This window comes from Mycobacterium saskatchewanense (genome assembly GCF_010729105.1).
Taxonomy (GTDB): Bacteria; Actinomycetota; Actinomycetes; order Mycobacteriales; family Mycobacteriaceae; genus Mycobacterium; species Mycobacterium saskatchewanense.
In genome coordinates this window covers 5,948,868-5,963,944 of record NZ_AP022573.1, presented here as the reverse complement: position 1 = coordinate 5,963,944, position 15,077 = coordinate 5,948,868, and the positions used below count along the sequence as shown (strand labels likewise).

Below are 15,077 nucleotides of genomic sequence, written 5' to 3'. Positions count from 1 at the left end.
GCACACCATGACCACACCCGAAGAACACGCCGCAGCCGAGGCGTTGCAGGAAATGATCCTCGCCGCGTGGGTGGCGCAGGGCATCACCGCGATCGCCGACCTCGGCGTCGCGGACGCGCTCGCGGCCGGCCCGCTGGCGATCGACGAGTTGGCGGGCCGGGTCGGCGCGGACGCCGACGCGCTGGGCAGGCTGCTGCGGGCCGTGATCAGCAAGGGCCTCTTCGCGCAACGCGACGACGGCCGCTACGAGCTCAATCCGATGGCCGCCCTGCTGCGCACGGACGGCCCGGTCTCGATGGCCCCGATGGCCCGGTTCATCGGCGCGCGGCAGCAACGGGAGCACTGGAGCCTGTTGACCGACGCGATCAGGACCGGCAAGTCGGTCGTTCCGGCGCTGCGTGGCAAGAGCTTCTTCGACTACCTGGGAGATGATCCCGCGTTCGGCCAGATCTTCAACGACGCCATGACCGGACTGTCCGGGGTGGCGATCGGGCCCGTCGTGAACGCCTACGACTTCACGCCGTACCGCACGATCGTCGACGTCGCGGGCGGTCACGGCCGCCTGCTGGCGGCGATCCTGGGGGCGGCGCCGGACTCCCAGGGCGTCCTCTACGACCTGCCCGAGGTGATCGCCGGGGCGGCGCCGCTGCTACGGGAAGCCGGTGTGGCCGAACGGGTTCGGCTCGTCGAAGGCTCTTTCTTCGACCACGTCCCGCCCGGCGCCGACGCCTACGTGCTCAAGCACATCATCCATGACTGGGGCGACGACGAGTCGGTGCAGATCCTGCGCAACGTGCGATCGGCGGCCTCCCCGGGCGCGGCGCTGCTGCTGATCGAGGCGGTCATCGAGGACGGCGACGCCGGATCCGCGGCCAAGTGGACGGACCTGGAGATGCTGGTGATCAACGACGGGCGCGAACGCACCGAAGGCGAGTACCGAAGCCTGTTCGAGCGGGCCGGCTTCGCGATGAGCGGCGTGGTTCGGACCGCGTCGCGATTCGGCATCATCGAGGGCCGCGCGGTCTGAGCGCCAACACCGCCGAGATCACGCCGCGGGTGCGCGGGACAGCCGCAAGCGTCGCGGCGCGGGGCGGCTCAGCCGCAGCGACTCCGGCAGCGCACCGACCGGCCGGGGCTCCGGGGCCGCCCAGATGTCGCCGTCCAGTTGACCGGGCAGCCCCGCCCGGCTCGCGATGAACACGGGACGTTCGCCGCGGGCGGCCTGCTGGTGGAAGTCGCGCAGCGCCGCGAACGCCCACTTGCCCAGCAGGCAGAGGGCGACCAGGTGGACGATGGCCATCATCGCCATCGCGAGGTCGGCGAGCGCCCACACCAGCGTCAGGGTGGACATCGCCCCGAACACGATGGCCACGAGGGTGACGACTTTGAGCGCGTTGATGGCGACGTGCCGCCCGCCCAGGAAGAACAGATTGGCCTCGGCGACCACGTAGTTGCTCAGCACCGAGGCGAACGCGAAGACGAAGACCACCGCGGTCATCAGCGCGGTGGTCCACGAGCCCAGCCCCGCGGCGATCGCCGACTCCGTCAGGCTGGCGCCGGCGATCGAGCCCGTGTGGGCCGGATCGTAGACCGAGGGGCCCGACATCAGCACGATGAACGCCGTCGCCGTGCAGATGACCATCGTGTCGACAAACACGGCCAGCGACTGAATGAGGCCCTGCTCCACCGGATGTGACACCGTTGCCGCGCCCGCGATGTTCGGGGAACTGCCCATCCCGGCCTCGCAGGCGAACAGTCCGCGCTTCACCCCGGTGAGCATCGCCGTCGCGATGCCGCCGGCAAAACCCCCTGCCATCTGGCGGATTCCGAACGCACCGCCGACGATCTCCTGGATCACCGTCGGCAACTGCGTGACGTTGACCGCCACGATCGTGAGCGCCAGCAGCGCATAGGCCACCGCCACGGCCGGGACCACCAGCTCGGCGAACCGGGCGACCCGGCGGACCCCGCCGAACAGGATCGGCGCCGCCAGGACAACCAAACCGACCGTTGTCCAACGGGTGTCGACGCCGTGCGACGACTTCAGGACACCGCTGATCGCGTTGGTCTCCACCATGTTGAAGGCCGTCGAGAACGCGAACACGAGTAGCACGGCGAACATGACGCCACCCACCCGCGAGCGCAGCCCCCGCTGGATGTAGAAAGCGGGGCCGCCGCGGAACGCGCCGTCGCCCGATCGGACCTTGAAGATCTGCGCGAGTGTGGCCTCGATCACCGCGGTCGCCATGCCCACGGCCGCCACCACCCACATCCAGAAGATCGCGCCGGGCCCGCCGACCGTCAGCGCGATGGCGACGCCGGCGATGTTGCCGGTGCCCACCCGGGACGCGAGGCCGACGCAGAACGCCTGGAACGAGGAGATCCCACCGTCTTGCCGATGGGACTTGCGGACCTGCCGGAGCATGCGTCCGAAATACCGGACCTGAATGAATCGGGTGCGGACCGTGAAATAAAGGCCGGCGCCGATCAAGAGATAGATGAGTACGTGCGTATTCAGGATGTAGCTGAGCGGATCGACCACCTGCGTCTGAAAGAACTCCAAGTTTCGAATCCTCGACTAAGACGTGGGCCGGCCGTTAATTGCTGCAGCGTATGGCCGAAATGTTTACGAAAGGTTTCGTTAACCCAGTCGTCGGTAGCGGCGCTGTAAAAACGGGATGACGTTATGCCCCGTCGCCGGGCTTGCCCGCGACCACCGCGAGCGCCTGCGGGCAGTACACGTTCGCGGCGATGGCGGTGAACCGGGCGGCGTTGTCCCCGTGCAGGCCCGGGTTGAGGTTCTGCACGGTCTTGACGACATCCACCATCTGCTTGCCCTGGTCGACCATCTTGCAGACCGATTTGCCGGCCGCGATGACGCGATCGGTGCCCTGGTAGGTGATGCCGGCCGCCTGCAGCGAGGCGAGGAAGGCGTCGTCGTTGCCGTCGGCGGAGGCGGGCACAGCCGCACCGATGAGGGCGGCGAGGACGGCCGGCGCCAGGAGGGCTTTCATAGCAGTCCGATGCTCTCAGAGTCCTGACCGGCGCGCATCTCATTCCCGGATTCCCGCACCGTCAACCCGTGGTTGACAACCGCGCCATCGTCAACCTAACGTTGACGCATGGCCGACTCGACGCGCATCGCCTACCCCGTCCGCCTTGACGAACTCATCGACGCCATCAAGCGGGTACACGCCGACGCGCTCGACCAGCTGGCCGACGCCGTCCTGGCCGCCGAGCACCTGGGCGAAATCGCCGACCACCTGATCGGCCACTTCGTCGACCAGGCGCGTCGCTCGGGAGCGTCGTGGACCGACATCGGCAAGAGCATGGGTGTCACCAGGCAGGCCGCCCAGAAGCGGTTCGTCCCCCGGGCCGAGGCCACCACTCTGGACCCCGAGCAGGGATTCGGGCGCTTCACCCCGCGGGCCCGCGGCGCCGTCGTCGCGGCGCAGAACGCCGCCCACGAGGCCGGCAATGGCGAGATCACTCCCGACCACCTGCTGCTCGGTCTGCTCAGCGACAAGGCCGCGCTCGCCACCGTCCTGCTGCACCTGCAGAAGGTGGACACCGAGGCCCTGCGCGCGTCCGTGAAGCTCCCACCGGCCGCCGGCGGGCCGCCCCAGCTCATCCCCTTCAGCGGCCCGGCCCGCAAGGTGCTGGAGCTGACCTTCCGGGAAGCGCTGCGGCTCGGCCACAACTACATCGGCACCGAGCACCTGCTGCTGGCGCTGCTCGAATCGGAAGACGACGGCGGACCGCTGCACCGGGCCGGCGTCGACAAAAGCCGCGTGGAGGTCGACATGACCGCCGCGCTGGAATCGCTGGCCGGCGGCAAGACGGTGGGTGCGGACGGCTGACCCCGTGTGGGATCATGCGAAGGTCCTGCGCGGGAGGAGCAAAGATGCACCGCTGGTTGATCGCCCTGTCCACCGCTCTCGTGGCCGGCGCGAGCGTCATCGCGGTGGGCATGGCCGCCCCCAGGGCTCACGCCGGTGACGCACCGATCGGTCACATCGGCGACACGTTGCGGGTGGACAACGGCACCTACATCGCGGACGTCACGGTCACCGGGGTGTCGCCCTGCGACCCACCGCCGGGATTCGGCTACACGCGCGAGGGCACCTTTCGGGGCTTCCCCGGCAGTTCCGTCGAGCGCGCGGACGTGGTGGTCCGCGCCATCCGCGTGCCCAACGCGTTCATCATGGGGAAAGACTTCAGCTTCACCGGGGTGACACCATTCGCCGACGCCTACAAGCCGAAGCCGAACGACGCACCCGACTCGCTGGACAATGTGCTGGTGAACGCCCCCAACGGGGCGATCGTGCGCGGCGAAGTCTATTGGGACGCCTACCGCGACCCGGTCTCCACCGTCGTCCTGCTGGATCGGACGACGGGCTATCACCTCGCCCAATGGAATCTTTGATCCGCGGCGAATCGCTGACACCTGCCGTCGACCTCGCCGCGCCGGGCTCCGTCGACACCGGCGAACTGGCGGCCGTTGCCGCACATACCTTTCCGTTGGCGTGCCCACCCGGGACGGCGGCTGAAAACATCGCGTCGTTCATCGAGGCCAACCTGTCCGCCGAGCGGTTCGCCGAATACCTGGCCGACCCGCGCCGGGCGATCCTCACCGCGAGACACGACGGCCGAATCGTCGGGTACGCCATGCTCGTTCGCGAAGGGGACACCGCCGAGCTGTCCAAGATCTATGTGTTGGCCGACTACCACGGCGCCGGCGTCTCGGCGGCGTTGATGGACCGCACCCTGGCCACCGCGAGAGGGTGGGGCGTCCGGCGCGTCTGGCTGGGGGTCAACCAGCAAAACCATCGCGCGCAACGCTTTTATACCAAGAGCGGGTTTGTGGTCGACGGCACCAGAACCTTTCGGGTGGGGACGCGCATCGAGGACGACTACGTCATGGTTCGCGTGCTTGCGCGGTGAGCGCCAGCAGCCGAGAGATGGCCCGCAAGTACTTCTTTCGGTATCCGCCGGCCAGCATCTCGGCGCTGAAGATGGTGTCCAGCGGTGCCCCGGACGCCGCCACCGGGATGCCGGCGTCGTAGAGCCGATCGGTCAGCGACACCACCCGCAGCGCCACGTTCTGGTCGTCGAGGCCGTGCACGCCGGTGACGAAGACGGCGGTCACACCCTCGATCAGGGTGAGATAGCGCGACGGGTGCATGGTGGCGAGGTGCGCGCACAACGCGTCGAAGTCGTCGAGCGTCGCGCCCGGGGTTCGGGCGGCGCGCGCCCCCACCTCCACGTCCGACAACGGCTGCGGCGCCGGCGGCAGGCCGCGGTGCCGGTAATCGGGGCCCTCTATCCGCACGGTGGTGAAAATGCTTGCCAGCGTGTTGATTTCACGCAGGAAATCCTGGGCGGCGAAGCGGCCCTCGCCGAGCTGCTCAGGCAGAGTGTTCGAGGTCGCGGCCACCGACACCCCGCGCTCGACCAGCGACGAGAGCAGGCGCGAGATCAGCGTCGTGTTGCCCGGGTCATCGAGCTCGAACTCGTCGATGCACACCGCGGTGTAATCGGCCAGCAGCTCAATGCATTCCGCGTAGCCGAACACCCCCGCGAGCTGGGTCAGCTCCCCGAACGTCGCGAACGCCTTGGGTGTCGGGGCCCCGGCCGCCCCCGGCCCGTCGCCGGGCAATTGGTAGTAGGCCGACGCCAGCAGGTGCGTCTTGCCCACGCCGAACCCGCCGTCCAGGTATAGCCCGACCCCGGGCAACACGGCCCGCTTGCCGAAGAGTTTCCGGCGGCCCGCCCGCCGCTCCACGGCCTCCCGGCAGAAGTCCTCGCACGCCGTCACCGCGGCCGCCTGCGTCGGCTCCGCCGGGTCGGGCCGATACGTCGTGAAACTCACGTCGGCGAACGTGGGCGGGGGGCGCAACTGCGCGATCAGCCGTTCGGGGGACACAGTCGGATGCCGATCCACCAGACGCGCCACGCGGCCGGAAGTGGACCCGTGCATGCCCGCACTGTAGCGCCGTGCTGCAATCGGTCCCATGCCCGACTCCGGGGCCATCCCCGAGACGCCGCCGCTGTCGCTGCTGGGGGCCGTACGGCCGCTCGACGCCGCCGCACTGCCCCCGCTGTACGACTACCCGGTGTCGCGCGAGATGTGGGTGCGCGCCAACTTCATCACCAGCCTGGACGGCGGGGCGACCGCGGACGGCACCAGCGGATCCATGGGCGGTCCCGGGGACCGCCTCATCTTCAACCTGCTGCGCGAACTCGCCGACGTCATCGTCGTCGGTGCGGGCACGGTCCGCATCGAGGGCTACTCGGGCGCGCACCTCAGCGTCCCGCAGCGCCAGCAGCGGCAGGCGCGCGGCCAGAGCGAGGTTCCGCAGCTCGCGATCGTCAGCGGGTCCGGTCACCTGGAACGCGAGATGGCGGTGTTCACCCGCACCGAGGTGCCGCCACTGGTGCTCACCTGCGCGACCGCCGTCGAGGAGACAAGCCGCAGGCTCGGCGGGCTGTGCGAGGTGGTCGACTGCTCGGGCGACGACCCCGGGCAGGTGGACGAGGCCGCCATCCTGGCGACCCTGGGCGGGCGGGGCATGCGCCGCATCCTCACCGAGGGCGGCCCGACGCTGCTGGGGTCGTTCATCCGGCGCGACCTGCTCGACGAGCTCTGCCTCACGATCGCGCCCTTCGTCGTCGGCGGCGCGGCCCGGCGCATCGCGGGGGGGCCGGGACAGCTGCTCACCCGGATGCGCTGCGCCCACGTCCTGTCCGACGACGCCGGCTACCTTTACACCCGATACGTCAAGGCCTAGCTACTGTGGTCGGCATGAGTCGCCAGATCACGCGCGCCGCCATCCTGCTGGCGGTGACGACCGTACTGGCCGGCTGCGTCCCGGGCCTGGCCGCGGACCCGCGCTTCGCCACCAATTCCGGGGCCCGCCCACAGGGGGTGCCCAGCGCCAAGCCACCCCCGAGCGGCCCGCCGCCGATCGCGGCACCGAAGAACGACCTGTCCTGGCACGACTGCACGGCGCGGGTCTTCGGCGACGCGGCCGTGCGCCCCGCGCCCGGCGTCCAGCTCGACTGCGCGAACTACGACACCGACCTGGACCCGGTCAATGGCGGATCGGGGAGCCTCACCATCGGCGTGGTCCGTGCCCGCTCGACCAAGACCCCGCGCGACGCCGGGCCGCTGGTCTTCACCACCGGCTCCGACCTGCCGTCGTCGGCGCAGCTGCCGGTGTGGCTCGCCGGCGCGGGCGCGGACGTCCTGCAGGCCCACCCCATTGTCGCCGTCGATCGCCGCGGGATCGGCATGTCCAGCCCGATCGACTGCCGCGACCGCATCGACCGCCAGGAGATGCGCGACCAGGCGCAGTTCCAGAGCGGCGACGACCCGGTCGCCAACCTCTCCGACGTCTCCAACACCGCCACCACGAACTGCACCGACGCCATCGCGCCGGGCGCGTCGGCGTACGACAACTCCCATGCCGCGTCGGACATCGAGCGGCTGCGCACCCTGTGGGACGTGCCGGCGGTCGCACTCATCGGGATCGGCAACGGCGCGCAGGTGGCCCTCACCTACGCCGCGTCGCGCCCGGACAAGGTCGCGCGACTGATCCTCGACTCCCCAGTGGCGCTGGGCGTCAGCGCCGAGGCGGCCGCCGAGCAGCAGGTCAAGGGCCAGCAGGCCGCGCTCGACGCGTTCGCCGCCCAGTGCGTCGCGGTGAACTGCCCGCTTGGCGCCGACCCCAAGGGGGCCGTCAGCCAGCTGCTGGCCGACGCCCGCGCCGGCAGGGGCCCCGGCGGTGCGTCGGTGGCCGAAGTGGCCGGCGCCATCACCGTCGCGTTGGGCTTCCCCACCGGCGGCCGCGTCGGCGCCACCAACAGCCTCGGGGCCGCGCTGGCGACGGCCCGCGCCGGTGACACCAACCAGCTGACGAACCTGATCAACCACGCCGACGCGGTGCAGGACTCCGACGGCCAGTTCGTCAACTCCTGCAGCGACGCGATCAACCGGCCGACGCCGGACCGGGTGCGCGAACTCGTCGTCGCCTGGGGCAAGCTCTACCCGCAGTTCGGCACCGTCGCCGCGCTCAACCTGGTCAAGTGCGTGCACTGGCCCAGCGGCTCGCCGCAGCCGGCGCCCAAGGACCTCAAGGTCGACGTTCTGCTGGCCGGGGTGCAGAACGACCCGATCGTCGGCAGTGAAGGGGTGGCCGCGACCGCGGCCACCATCATCAACGCCAACGCGGCGAGCAAGCGGGTGATGTGGCAGGGCATCGGACACGGCGCCAGCATCTACTCGGCCTGCGCGGTCCCCGCGCTCGTCGGCTACCTCGACAGCGGCAAGCTACCCGGGACCGACACGTACTGTCCCGCCTGAGTTTCGGAGTGGGGCGCCGGTGTACGGTGCGCTGGTGACGGCAGCTGACTCGACCCGAACCGGCTTGCGCGAGCGGGCGCTGGCCGCCTTTTCTCCCCGCACCGGCGCACCGAGCGCGGCGACCATCGTGCGCTCCGTCTTGTGGCCCCTGGCGATCATGTCGGTGCTGCACCGCAGCATCATCCTCACGCTCAACGGCAACATCACCGACGACTTCAAGCCCGTCTATCGGGCGGTGCTCAACTTCCGGCGCGGCTGGGACATCTACAACGAGCACTTCGACTACGTCGACCCGCACTACCTGTACCCGCCCGGCGGCACGCTGCTGATGGCGCCGTTCGGGTATCTGTCCTTCACGCCGTCGCGGTACCTGTTCGTGCTGATCAACACCGTGGCGATCCTCGTCGCCTGGTACCTGCTGCTGCGGATGTTCAAGTTCACCCTGTCGTCCGTGGCCGCGCCCGCCCTGCTGCTCGCCATGTTCTGCACCGAGAGCGTGACCAGCACCCTGGTGTTCACCAACATCAACGGCTGCGTGCTGCTCGCGGAGATGCTGTTCCTGCGCTGGTTGCTGGACGGGCGCGTCAGCCGCCAGTGGTGGGCCGGCGTCGCGATCGGGCTGACTCTGACGCTCAAACCCCTGCTCGGGCCGTTGCTGTTGCTGCCGCTGCTCAATCGCCAGTGGCGGGCGCTGGTGCCCGCCGTCGCGGTGCCGGTGGTGATCAACGTGGCCGCCTGGCCGCTGGTCAGCCACCCGATGGATTTCTTCACCAAGACGGTGCCGTACATCCTGGGCACGCGCGACTACTTCAACAGCTCCATCGAGGGCAACGGCGTGTACTTCGGCCTGCCCACGTGGCTCATCGTGTTCCTGCGAATCCTGTTCACGCTCATTGCGATCGGCGCCATGTGGCTGCTGTACCGCTACTACCGCACCCGCGACCCGCTGTTCTGGTTCACCAGCTCGTCGGGCGTGCTGCTGCTGTGGTCGTGGCTGGTGCTCTCGCTGGCCCAGGGCTACTACTCGATGATGCTGTTCCCGTTCCTGATGACCGTCGTCCTGCCCAACTCGCTGATCCGCAACTGGCCGGCGTGGCTCGGGGTCTACGGGTTCCTGGCGCTGGACGACTGGCTGATCTACCGGTGGATGAGGTACGGCCGCGCGTTGCACTACCTGAAGATCACGTACGGCTGGTCGCTCCTGCTCATCGTGGTGTTCACGGTGCTGTGCTTCCGCTATCTGGACGCCAAGGCCGAGGACCGGCTGGATGAGGGGATCGATCCAGCGTGGCTGACGGCCGGGCGCCGGCGCGCTAGCGTGGATGCATGAATCCGAAGCTGCAGCTGACCGATGCCGAGTGGCGCCAGAAGCTCACGCCCGAAGAGTTTCACGTGCTGCGCCAGGCCGGCACCGAGCGGCCCTTCACCGGTGAGTACACCGACACCAAGACCGAAGGCGTCTACCAGTGCCGCGCCTGCGGGGCCGAATTGTTCCGCAGCACAGAGAAGTTCGAGTCGCACTGCGGCTGGCCGTCGTTCTTCGACCCGGCGGACTCCGACGCGGTCATCCTGCGCCCCGACGACTCGATGGGCATGCGTCGGGTCGAGGTGCTGTGCGCCAACTGCCACAGCCACCTGGGGCACGTGTTCGAGGGTGAGGGTTACCCGACGCCCACCGATCAGCGCTACTGCATCAACTCGATCTCGCTGCGCCTGGTGCCGACGGGCTCATAGGGTTCGTTCCGCCGCGCCGTCGCGACACATAAACCACACATACGACTCGCCGACGGGCGTCGCAGACACTTATATCTCGCGAAGCTCGGGGCACCCGCGGTGGATCAGCGCGGCGCGCACGCGACGCACGACGTCCTCCGGCCTGTCCTCGGCGATCACCCGGATGACGATCCAGCCGAGTTCCTCCAGCTTGCGCGATCGCCACTGGTCCCGGGCGTACTGGCGGCGACTGGTGCGGTGGTGGTCGCCGTCGTATTCGGCGGCCACCCCGTACCGCTCCCAGCCCATGTCCAGCACGCCAACCGTTCGCCAGCCCTCGTTGATCGGTATTTGCGTGGCCGGGGCCGGCAACCCGGCGTCGACCAGCAGAAGACGCAGCCAGGTCTCCCGGGGCGACGCGGCGCCGGGATCGACGAGCGGCAGCGCCGCGCGCAGCCGCCGCAGGCCACGCGCACCCGGGTACCGCTCCGCCAGCCACAGCACGTCGTCCACGCGGAACGGGGTGGCCCGCATCAGCGCGTCGAGCCGCGCCACCGCCTCGCCGATCGGCGCCCTCCTGGCCAGGTCGTAAGCCGTCCGCACCAGGGTGGTCACGGGTAACCCAGAGACACGGGTGACCTCGTCGGGCCCCACCCGCAGGTTGCGGGTCAGCACGCCGACCGGCGCGTGCTGGTTTCGCCAAATCAACTCGACGGGCTCGTCGTCGTCGACCCAGCACGAGCCGTGCAGCGCCGCGGCGGCGAGTCCGGCCAGCACGCCGCGACGGCCCGACCACAGCCACGCGGCCGTCGAACGGGCGCGCAGCGACGGCGCGGCGTGACTCGGCAGATACACGTCGGGAAGGACTGCCCGGAACTCGGTCCGCAGCCGATACGGGGTAAGCCGGCCCTGCCGCACGGCCTCGCTGCCTTTGAACACGTCGCCCACAACCGAAAGACGTCGGTACCCGGCGCAGGGATCCACGAGACATAAACGGCTGCGTTGCTTTCCAGCGTGTCGTCGCAGACGTTTATGTGTCGCGGCGCCAAGGGGGCCCAGGGCGGCGCCAAAACGCCGCAAAAGCGGACGAGCCCGCCTCAGTCCACCCGCGTCGCGTGCACTTCCCAGAACGGGGCGTGCACCCGGCCATTAACCAGCCACGGCTCCATCGCCCGGAAGCGCTTCAGCATGTCCCCGGTCTGCTCGGCCATGCCGGCATTGCGCGCGGCCATCATCTCGATCTGCTCGGCGCTGATGTTGACCAGGTAGGTCGTGGGCCCCAGATACGTGATCTCCCACCCGCCGACCGGAAGCACGTCGCGAAAGTCGCTCTCCGACAACGACCGCATCATCGTGAAGCCGTTGACGTCGTGTTGGCCGAACTCGAACATGTACAGCCGCGCACCCGGTTTCGTCGCGCGGCGCAGCGCCTGCACGTACGACCTCTGCAGCTCGGGGTCGGTGCTGAACGTGTGGTAGAAGGCGCAGTCGACGACGGTGTCGAAGCGGCCCTCGAACCCCTCCAGTTTGGTGGCGTCGGCAAGCACGAAGTCGACCGAGACCCCGGCCTTTTCGGCGTTTGCCCGCGCCCGCTCCAAAGCGGTCGCGGAGCCGTCGATGCCGGTGGCGGCGTAGCCCTTCGAGGCGTAATAGATGGCGTGGTGGCCGGGCCCGGTGCCCGGGTCGAGCACCTCACCCTTGATGGCACCCACCGCCTCCAGCTGCTGGACCACCGGCTGCGGGCCGCCGATGTCCCACGGCGTGGCGGCCGGCAGCCCGTGCGACAGACGATCGTCGCGGTACATCTCCTCGAAGCGGGAGTGATCCGTCGGATCGAATGGCGTCGTCATGGCAGCGAGTTCACCAGCGGCTCGACCGGCACCCTCGGCCCGGTGAAGAACGGCGTCTCCTCGCGGGTGTGCCGGCGGGCGTCGGTGGCGCGCAACTCGCGCATCAGGTCGACGATGCGGTGCAACTCGGGGGCCTCGAACGCCAATAGCCACTCGTAGTCGCCCAGCGCGAACGCCGGCACCGTGTTGGCGCGGACGTCCTTGTACTCGCGGGCGGCCATCCCGTGCTCGGCGAGCATGCGCCGGCGCTCTTCGTCGGGCAGCAGATACCACTCGTAGGACCGCACGAAGGGATACACGCAGATGTAGGCGCCGGGTTCCTCGCCGGCCAGGAACGCCGGGATGTGGCTCTTGTTGAACTCGGCCGGCCGGTGCAGCGCCACGCTGCTCCACACCGGCGAACAGGCCCGCCCCAGCGCGGTGGTGCGCCGGAAGTCGGCGTAGGTCGCCTGCAGCGCCTCGACGCGTTCGGCGTGGGTCCAGATCATGAAGTCGGCATCGGCGCGCAGGCCCGCGACGTCATAGAGACCGCGCACCACCACCCCGCGTTCCTCTTGTTGCTTGAGGAACGTCGCCGCCTCGTCGACGACGCCGTGGCGCTCATCTCCGAGCGCGCCCGGCCGCACGGAGAAAACCGAGAACATCAGGTAGCGGATCGTCGCGTTGAGGGTGTCGTAGTCGAGCTTGGCCATGGAACCTATCGTGCCACTTTCGCATCGAGGGCCTCGACCGCGCGGCCGGCCGCCGCGACGCACGCCGGTACGCCGATGCCGTCGAGGTAGCTGCCGGCCACGGCGAGGGTCGGCGGCAACCCGGCGCGGACTTCGGCAACCAGGTCGGCATGCCCGGGCCCGTACTGCGGCATCGCGTCGACCCACCGCTGGACCCGGGCGTCCAGCGGCTCGACCGTCAGCCCGAACACGGCGGCCAGGTCGGCCACCGCCCAGGCGAGCAGGTCGTCGTCGAGGGTCTTCACCGCCACGTCGTCACCGAACCGCCCGTACGAGAGCCGCAGCAGCTGGGTGTGCCCGCCCGAGCCCCATTTGCGCGACGACAGGGTGATCGCCTTGGTCCGCAAGGGCTCGCCGCTGGCGACCAGCACGCCCGAACACTGCGGGAACGGCGTGTCACCGGGCACCGCCAGCGCTACCACCGCCGCCGACGCGGTCGCGATCCGGCCGGCCGCGGCGACCGTGCGCGGGGCGATCCCGCCGAGCAACGCCACGGCCCGGGCCGGCGGGACGGCCACGACCACCGCGTCCGCGCGCCACTCGGCGCCGGTGTCATCGATCAGCGACCAGCCGGATCCGGCCCGGGCGAGCCGGTCCACCGCGGCCCGCACCCAGCGCAGCCCGCTGCGCGCCATGAGCTCGTCGACCAGCACGCGATAGCCGCCGTCCAGCGCCCCGAACAGCGGGGCGCCGTTGGGCGGCGGCAACGCCCGCCGGACGGCGTCGGTCAGGCTCGCGGCCCCCCGATCGAGGGCCGCCGCCACGCCGGGGGCCGCCGCGCGCAGGCCGATTGTCGCCGCCGAGCCGGCGTAGACCCCGCTCAGCAGCGGATCCACGGACCGGGCCACCACCTGCTCGCCGAACCGGTCGCCCACGAGATCGGCGACCGACGGATCGCTGCCCGCGCGCCAGTCCAGCGGCCGCGCCGGTTCGTCCCGGATCCGCGCCACGGTCTCGTCGTCGACGAGACCGGCCACCGACGCCGCCGACGACGGCATGCCGACGACCGTGCCGGTGGGCAGCGGGTGCAACTCCCCCTGGCTGTAGATCAACGGCCGAGCGCCGGTAGAGACCCGTTGGCGTCCCGACAGGCCCAGCTCGGCCAGCAGCGTCGGCATCTCGGGCCGGCGCAGGATGAAGGCCTCGGCGCCGAGGTCCATCGGCTGCCCGCCGACCTGCTCGGTGCGCAGGATGCCACCCAGCCGGTCTCCCGGTTCGAACAGCGTGATGGTCGCGTCGGGGCCGACAGCCGCGCGCAGTCGATATGCCGCCGTCAGACCCGAGATCCCGCCCCCGACGATGCAATACGACCGGCTCATAGGGAGTGGACCAGGGACACCAGCTCGGTCAGCACGCCGGGGTCCGTTTCCGGCAGCACGCCGTGGCCGAGATTGAAGACGTGTCCGGCCGCGCCCGCGTCGACCGCGCGGCGCCCGTCGTCGACCACGGCCCGCGCGGCGCGCTCCACCACCGGCCAACCGGCCAGCACCACCACCGGATCGAGGTTGCCCTGCAGCGCGGTGCCGGGCGCCACGCGGGTGGCGGCGTCGGCCAGCGCGGTCCGCCAATCCACGCCGACGACCGTGGCACCCGCGGCCGACATCGCGCCCAGGAGTTCGGCGGTGCCCACCCCGAAGTGGGTCATGGGGACGCCGTACTCGGCCAGCGTGGCGAACACCCGCGCGCTGTGCGGCGCCACATGGGCGCGGTAGTCGGCCAGCGACAGCGCCCCGGCCCACGAGTCGAACACCTGGATGGCGTCCACCCCGGCGTCGAGTTGCGCCCGCAGGAAACCGACGGTGATGTCGGTCAGCTTCTCCAACAGCGCATGCCAGCTGTCGGGTTCGGCGAGCATCATCGCCTTGGTGCGGGCGTGGTGACGACTGGGCCCCCCCTCGATCAGGTAGGACGCCAGCGTGAACGGCGCGCCGGCGAACCCGATCAGCGGCACCTCACCCAGGGCGGCCACCAGCAGGCTGACCGCGTCCGCCACCGGCTGGACGCGCTGTGCGTCGAGGGGTTTCAGCGCGTCGACGTCTGCCGCGGTGCGCACCGGCGACGCGATCACCGGCCCGACGCCCGCGACGATGTCCAGGTCGACGCCGGCGCCGAGCAGCGGAACCACGATGTCGGAGAACAGGATCGCCGCGTCGACGTCGTGGCGGCGCACCGGCTGCAAAGTGATCTCGCAGACCAGCTCGGCGTCGAAGCAGGCCGCGAGCATGTCGGTCTGGGCCCGCAGCTCGCGATACTCCGGGAGCGATCGTCCGGCCTGCCGCATGAACCACACCGGGATCCGGGCGGGCTTGCGGCCGGTGACGGCGGCCAGGTAGGCCGACTCCGGAAGGTCGCGACGAGTAAGCGTGGGGCTGTCCATCGTCCTCAATGCTGCCACGTGGGTGCCGCTGCGTAGTATCG

The 15,077-nt window shown here is 70.2% G+C and carries 16 protein-coding genes; 8 read left to right on the top strand and 8 right to left on the bottom strand.

Annotation, left to right across the window (positions count from 1 at the left end):
* The first annotated feature begins 7 nt into the window (after positions 1-7).
* Positions 8-1,027 carry an acetylserotonin O-methyltransferase gene (locus tag G6N56_RS28095; RefSeq protein ID WP_232069170.1) on the top strand — a complete coding sequence of 340 codons (1,020 nt, stop codon included), beginning with the start codon at positions 8-10 and terminating at the stop codon, positions 1,025-1,027.
* Between the two features lie 18 nt (positions 1,028-1,045).
* On the opposite strand, the gene G6N56_RS28090 is transcribed toward G6N56_RS28095, so the two are convergent.
* Together G6N56_RS28090 and G6N56_RS28085 are read right to left on the bottom strand one after the other, a co-directional pair.
* Complete coding sequence (locus G6N56_RS28090) at positions 1,046-2,563, bottom strand: alanine/glycine:cation symporter family protein (protein ID WP_085257585.1); 1,518 nt, start codon at positions 2,561-2,563, stop codon at positions 1,046-1,048.
* 121 nt (positions 2,564-2,684) lie between these two features.
* A complete protein-coding gene (locus tag G6N56_RS28085) occupies positions 2,685-3,014 on the bottom strand; it encodes a DUF732 domain-containing protein (RefSeq protein WP_085257586.1) in 330 nt (109 codons plus the stop codon).
* 108 nt (positions 3,015-3,122) lie between these two features.
* Between G6N56_RS28085 and G6N56_RS28080 the strand changes: the two genes are divergently transcribed.
* From G6N56_RS28080 to G6N56_RS28070, 3 genes are read left to right on the top strand one after another with little or no spacing between them, the layout of a single operon-like run.
* Entirely contained in the window at positions 3,123-3,860 is a 738-nt protein-coding gene (locus G6N56_RS28080) for a Clp protease N-terminal domain-containing protein (protein WP_085257587.1), read from the top strand.
* A gap of 44 nt (positions 3,861-3,904) precedes the next feature.
* On the top strand, positions 3,905-4,426 hold the full coding sequence (locus tag G6N56_RS28075; RefSeq protein ID WP_085257588.1) for a hypothetical protein: 522 nt from the start codon (positions 3,905-3,907) through the stop codon (positions 4,424-4,426).
* Positions 4,414-4,944 (top strand): GNAT family N-acetyltransferase, encoded by a 531-nt coding sequence (locus G6N56_RS28070; RefSeq protein WP_085257589.1) that lies wholly within the window; start codon positions 4,414-4,416, stop codon positions 4,942-4,944. The genes G6N56_RS28075 and G6N56_RS28070 overlap by 13 nt, the downstream gene beginning before the upstream one ends.
* Here the strand turns inward: G6N56_RS28070 and zapE are convergent.
* Entirely contained in the window at positions 4,919-6,016 is a 1,098-nt protein-coding gene (gene zapE, locus G6N56_RS28065) for a cell division protein ZapE (protein WP_142280770.1), read from the bottom strand. The two genes, G6N56_RS28070 and zapE, sit on opposite strands and share 26 nt — an antisense overlap.
* Here zapE and G6N56_RS28060 point away from each other — a divergent pair.
* Genes G6N56_RS28060 through msrB form a run of 4 tightly spaced genes read left to right on the top strand, consistent with a single transcriptional unit; the run spans position 6,015 to position 10,099 of the window.
* A complete protein-coding gene (locus G6N56_RS28060; RefSeq protein ID WP_085257591.1) occupies positions 6,015-6,791 on the top strand; it encodes a pyrimidine reductase family protein in 777 nt (258 codons plus the stop codon). The genes zapE and G6N56_RS28060 overlap by 2 nt on opposite strands.
* Before the next feature lie 14 nt (positions 6,792-6,805).
* Positions 6,806-8,365: an alpha/beta fold hydrolase gene (locus G6N56_RS28055; protein ID WP_085257592.1), complete on the top strand. Its 1,560-nt coding sequence runs from the start codon at positions 6,806-6,808 to the stop codon at positions 8,363-8,365.
* A 19-nt stretch (positions 8,366-8,384) separates the two neighbouring features.
* Complete coding sequence (gene aftC, locus G6N56_RS28050; RefSeq protein WP_085257593.1) at positions 8,385-9,695, top strand: arabinofuranan 3-O-arabinosyltransferase; 1,311 nt, start codon at positions 8,385-8,387, stop codon at positions 9,693-9,695.
* Positions 9,692-10,099, top strand: coding sequence for a peptide-methionine (R)-S-oxide reductase MsrB (gene msrB / locus G6N56_RS28045; RefSeq protein WP_085257594.1), 408 nt, complete (start codon positions 9,692-9,694; stop codon positions 10,097-10,099). Before aftC ends, msrB begins: the two co-directional genes overlap by 4 nt.
* A gap of 69 nt (positions 10,100-10,168) precedes the next feature.
* Here the strand turns inward: msrB and G6N56_RS28040 are convergent, their stop codons facing one another.
* The 5 genes from G6N56_RS28040 to hemE form a co-directional block, all read right to left on the bottom strand.
* Positions 10,169-11,026, bottom strand: coding sequence for an endonuclease domain-containing protein (locus G6N56_RS28040; protein ID WP_085257595.1), 858 nt, complete (start codon positions 11,024-11,026; stop codon positions 10,169-10,171).
* Positions 11,027-11,175: 149 nt separating this feature from the next.
* Positions 11,176-11,928, bottom strand: coding sequence for a class I SAM-dependent methyltransferase (locus tag G6N56_RS28035; protein ID WP_085257596.1), 753 nt, complete (start codon positions 11,926-11,928; stop codon positions 11,176-11,178).
* A complete protein-coding gene (gene hemQ / locus G6N56_RS28030) occupies positions 11,925-12,620 on the bottom strand; it encodes a hydrogen peroxide-dependent heme synthase (protein WP_085257597.1) in 696 nt (231 codons plus the stop codon). Before hemQ ends, G6N56_RS28035 begins: the two co-directional genes overlap by 4 nt.
* Before the next feature lie 5 nt (positions 12,621-12,625).
* Positions 12,626-13,978 carry a protoporphyrinogen oxidase gene (locus tag G6N56_RS28025; protein ID WP_085257598.1) on the bottom strand — a complete coding sequence of 451 codons (1,353 nt, stop codon included), beginning with the start codon at positions 13,976-13,978 and terminating at the stop codon, positions 12,626-12,628.
* Positions 13,975-15,036 (bottom strand): uroporphyrinogen decarboxylase, encoded by a 1,062-nt coding sequence (hemE, locus tag G6N56_RS28020; RefSeq protein ID WP_085257599.1) that lies wholly within the window; start codon positions 15,034-15,036, stop codon positions 13,975-13,977. Before hemE ends, G6N56_RS28025 begins: the two co-directional genes overlap by 4 nt.
* Positions 15,037-15,077 lie beyond the last annotated feature (41 nt).

Coding starts and splice junctions, on each gene's coding strand:
- G6N56_RS28095 (WP_232069170.1), top strand. CDS start 8: ATGACCACACCCGAAGAACACGCCGCAGCCGAGGCGTTGCAGGAAATG.
- G6N56_RS28085 (WP_085257586.1), bottom strand. CDS start 3,014: ATGAAAGCCCTCCTGGCGCCGGCCGTCCTCGCCGCCCTCATCGGTGCG.
- G6N56_RS28080 (WP_085257587.1), top strand. CDS start 3,123: ATGGCCGACTCGACGCGCATCGCCTACCCCGTCCGCCTTGACGAACTC.
- G6N56_RS28075 (WP_085257588.1), top strand. CDS start 3,905: ATGCACCGCTGGTTGATCGCCCTGTCCACCGCTCTCGTGGCCGGCGCG.
- G6N56_RS28070 (WP_085257589.1), top strand. CDS start 4,414: ATGGAATCTTTGATCCGCGGCGAATCGCTGACACCTGCCGTCGACCTC.
- G6N56_RS28060 (WP_085257591.1), top strand. CDS start 6,015: ATGCCCGACTCCGGGGCCATCCCCGAGACGCCGCCGCTGTCGCTGCTG.
- zapE (WP_142280770.1), bottom strand. CDS start 6,016: ATGGGACCGATTGCAGCACGGCGCTACAGTGCGGGCATGCACGGGTCC.
- G6N56_RS28055 (WP_085257592.1), top strand. CDS start 6,806: ATGAGTCGCCAGATCACGCGCGCCGCCATCCTGCTGGCGGTGACGACC.
- msrB (WP_085257594.1), top strand. CDS start 9,692: ATGAATCCGAAGCTGCAGCTGACCGATGCCGAGTGGCGCCAGAAGCTC.
- G6N56_RS28035 (WP_085257596.1), bottom strand. CDS start 11,928: ATGACGACGCCATTCGATCCGACGGATCACTCCCGCTTCGAGGAGATG.
- hemQ (WP_085257597.1), bottom strand. CDS start 12,620: ATGGCCAAGCTCGACTACGACACCCTCAACGCGACGATCCGCTACCTG.
- G6N56_RS28025 (WP_085257598.1), bottom strand. CDS start 13,978: ATGAGCCGGTCGTATTGCATCGTCGGGGGCGGGATCTCGGGTCTGACG.
- hemE (WP_085257599.1), bottom strand. CDS start 15,036: ATGGACAGCCCCACGCTTACTCGTCGCGACCTTCCGGAGTCGGCCTAC.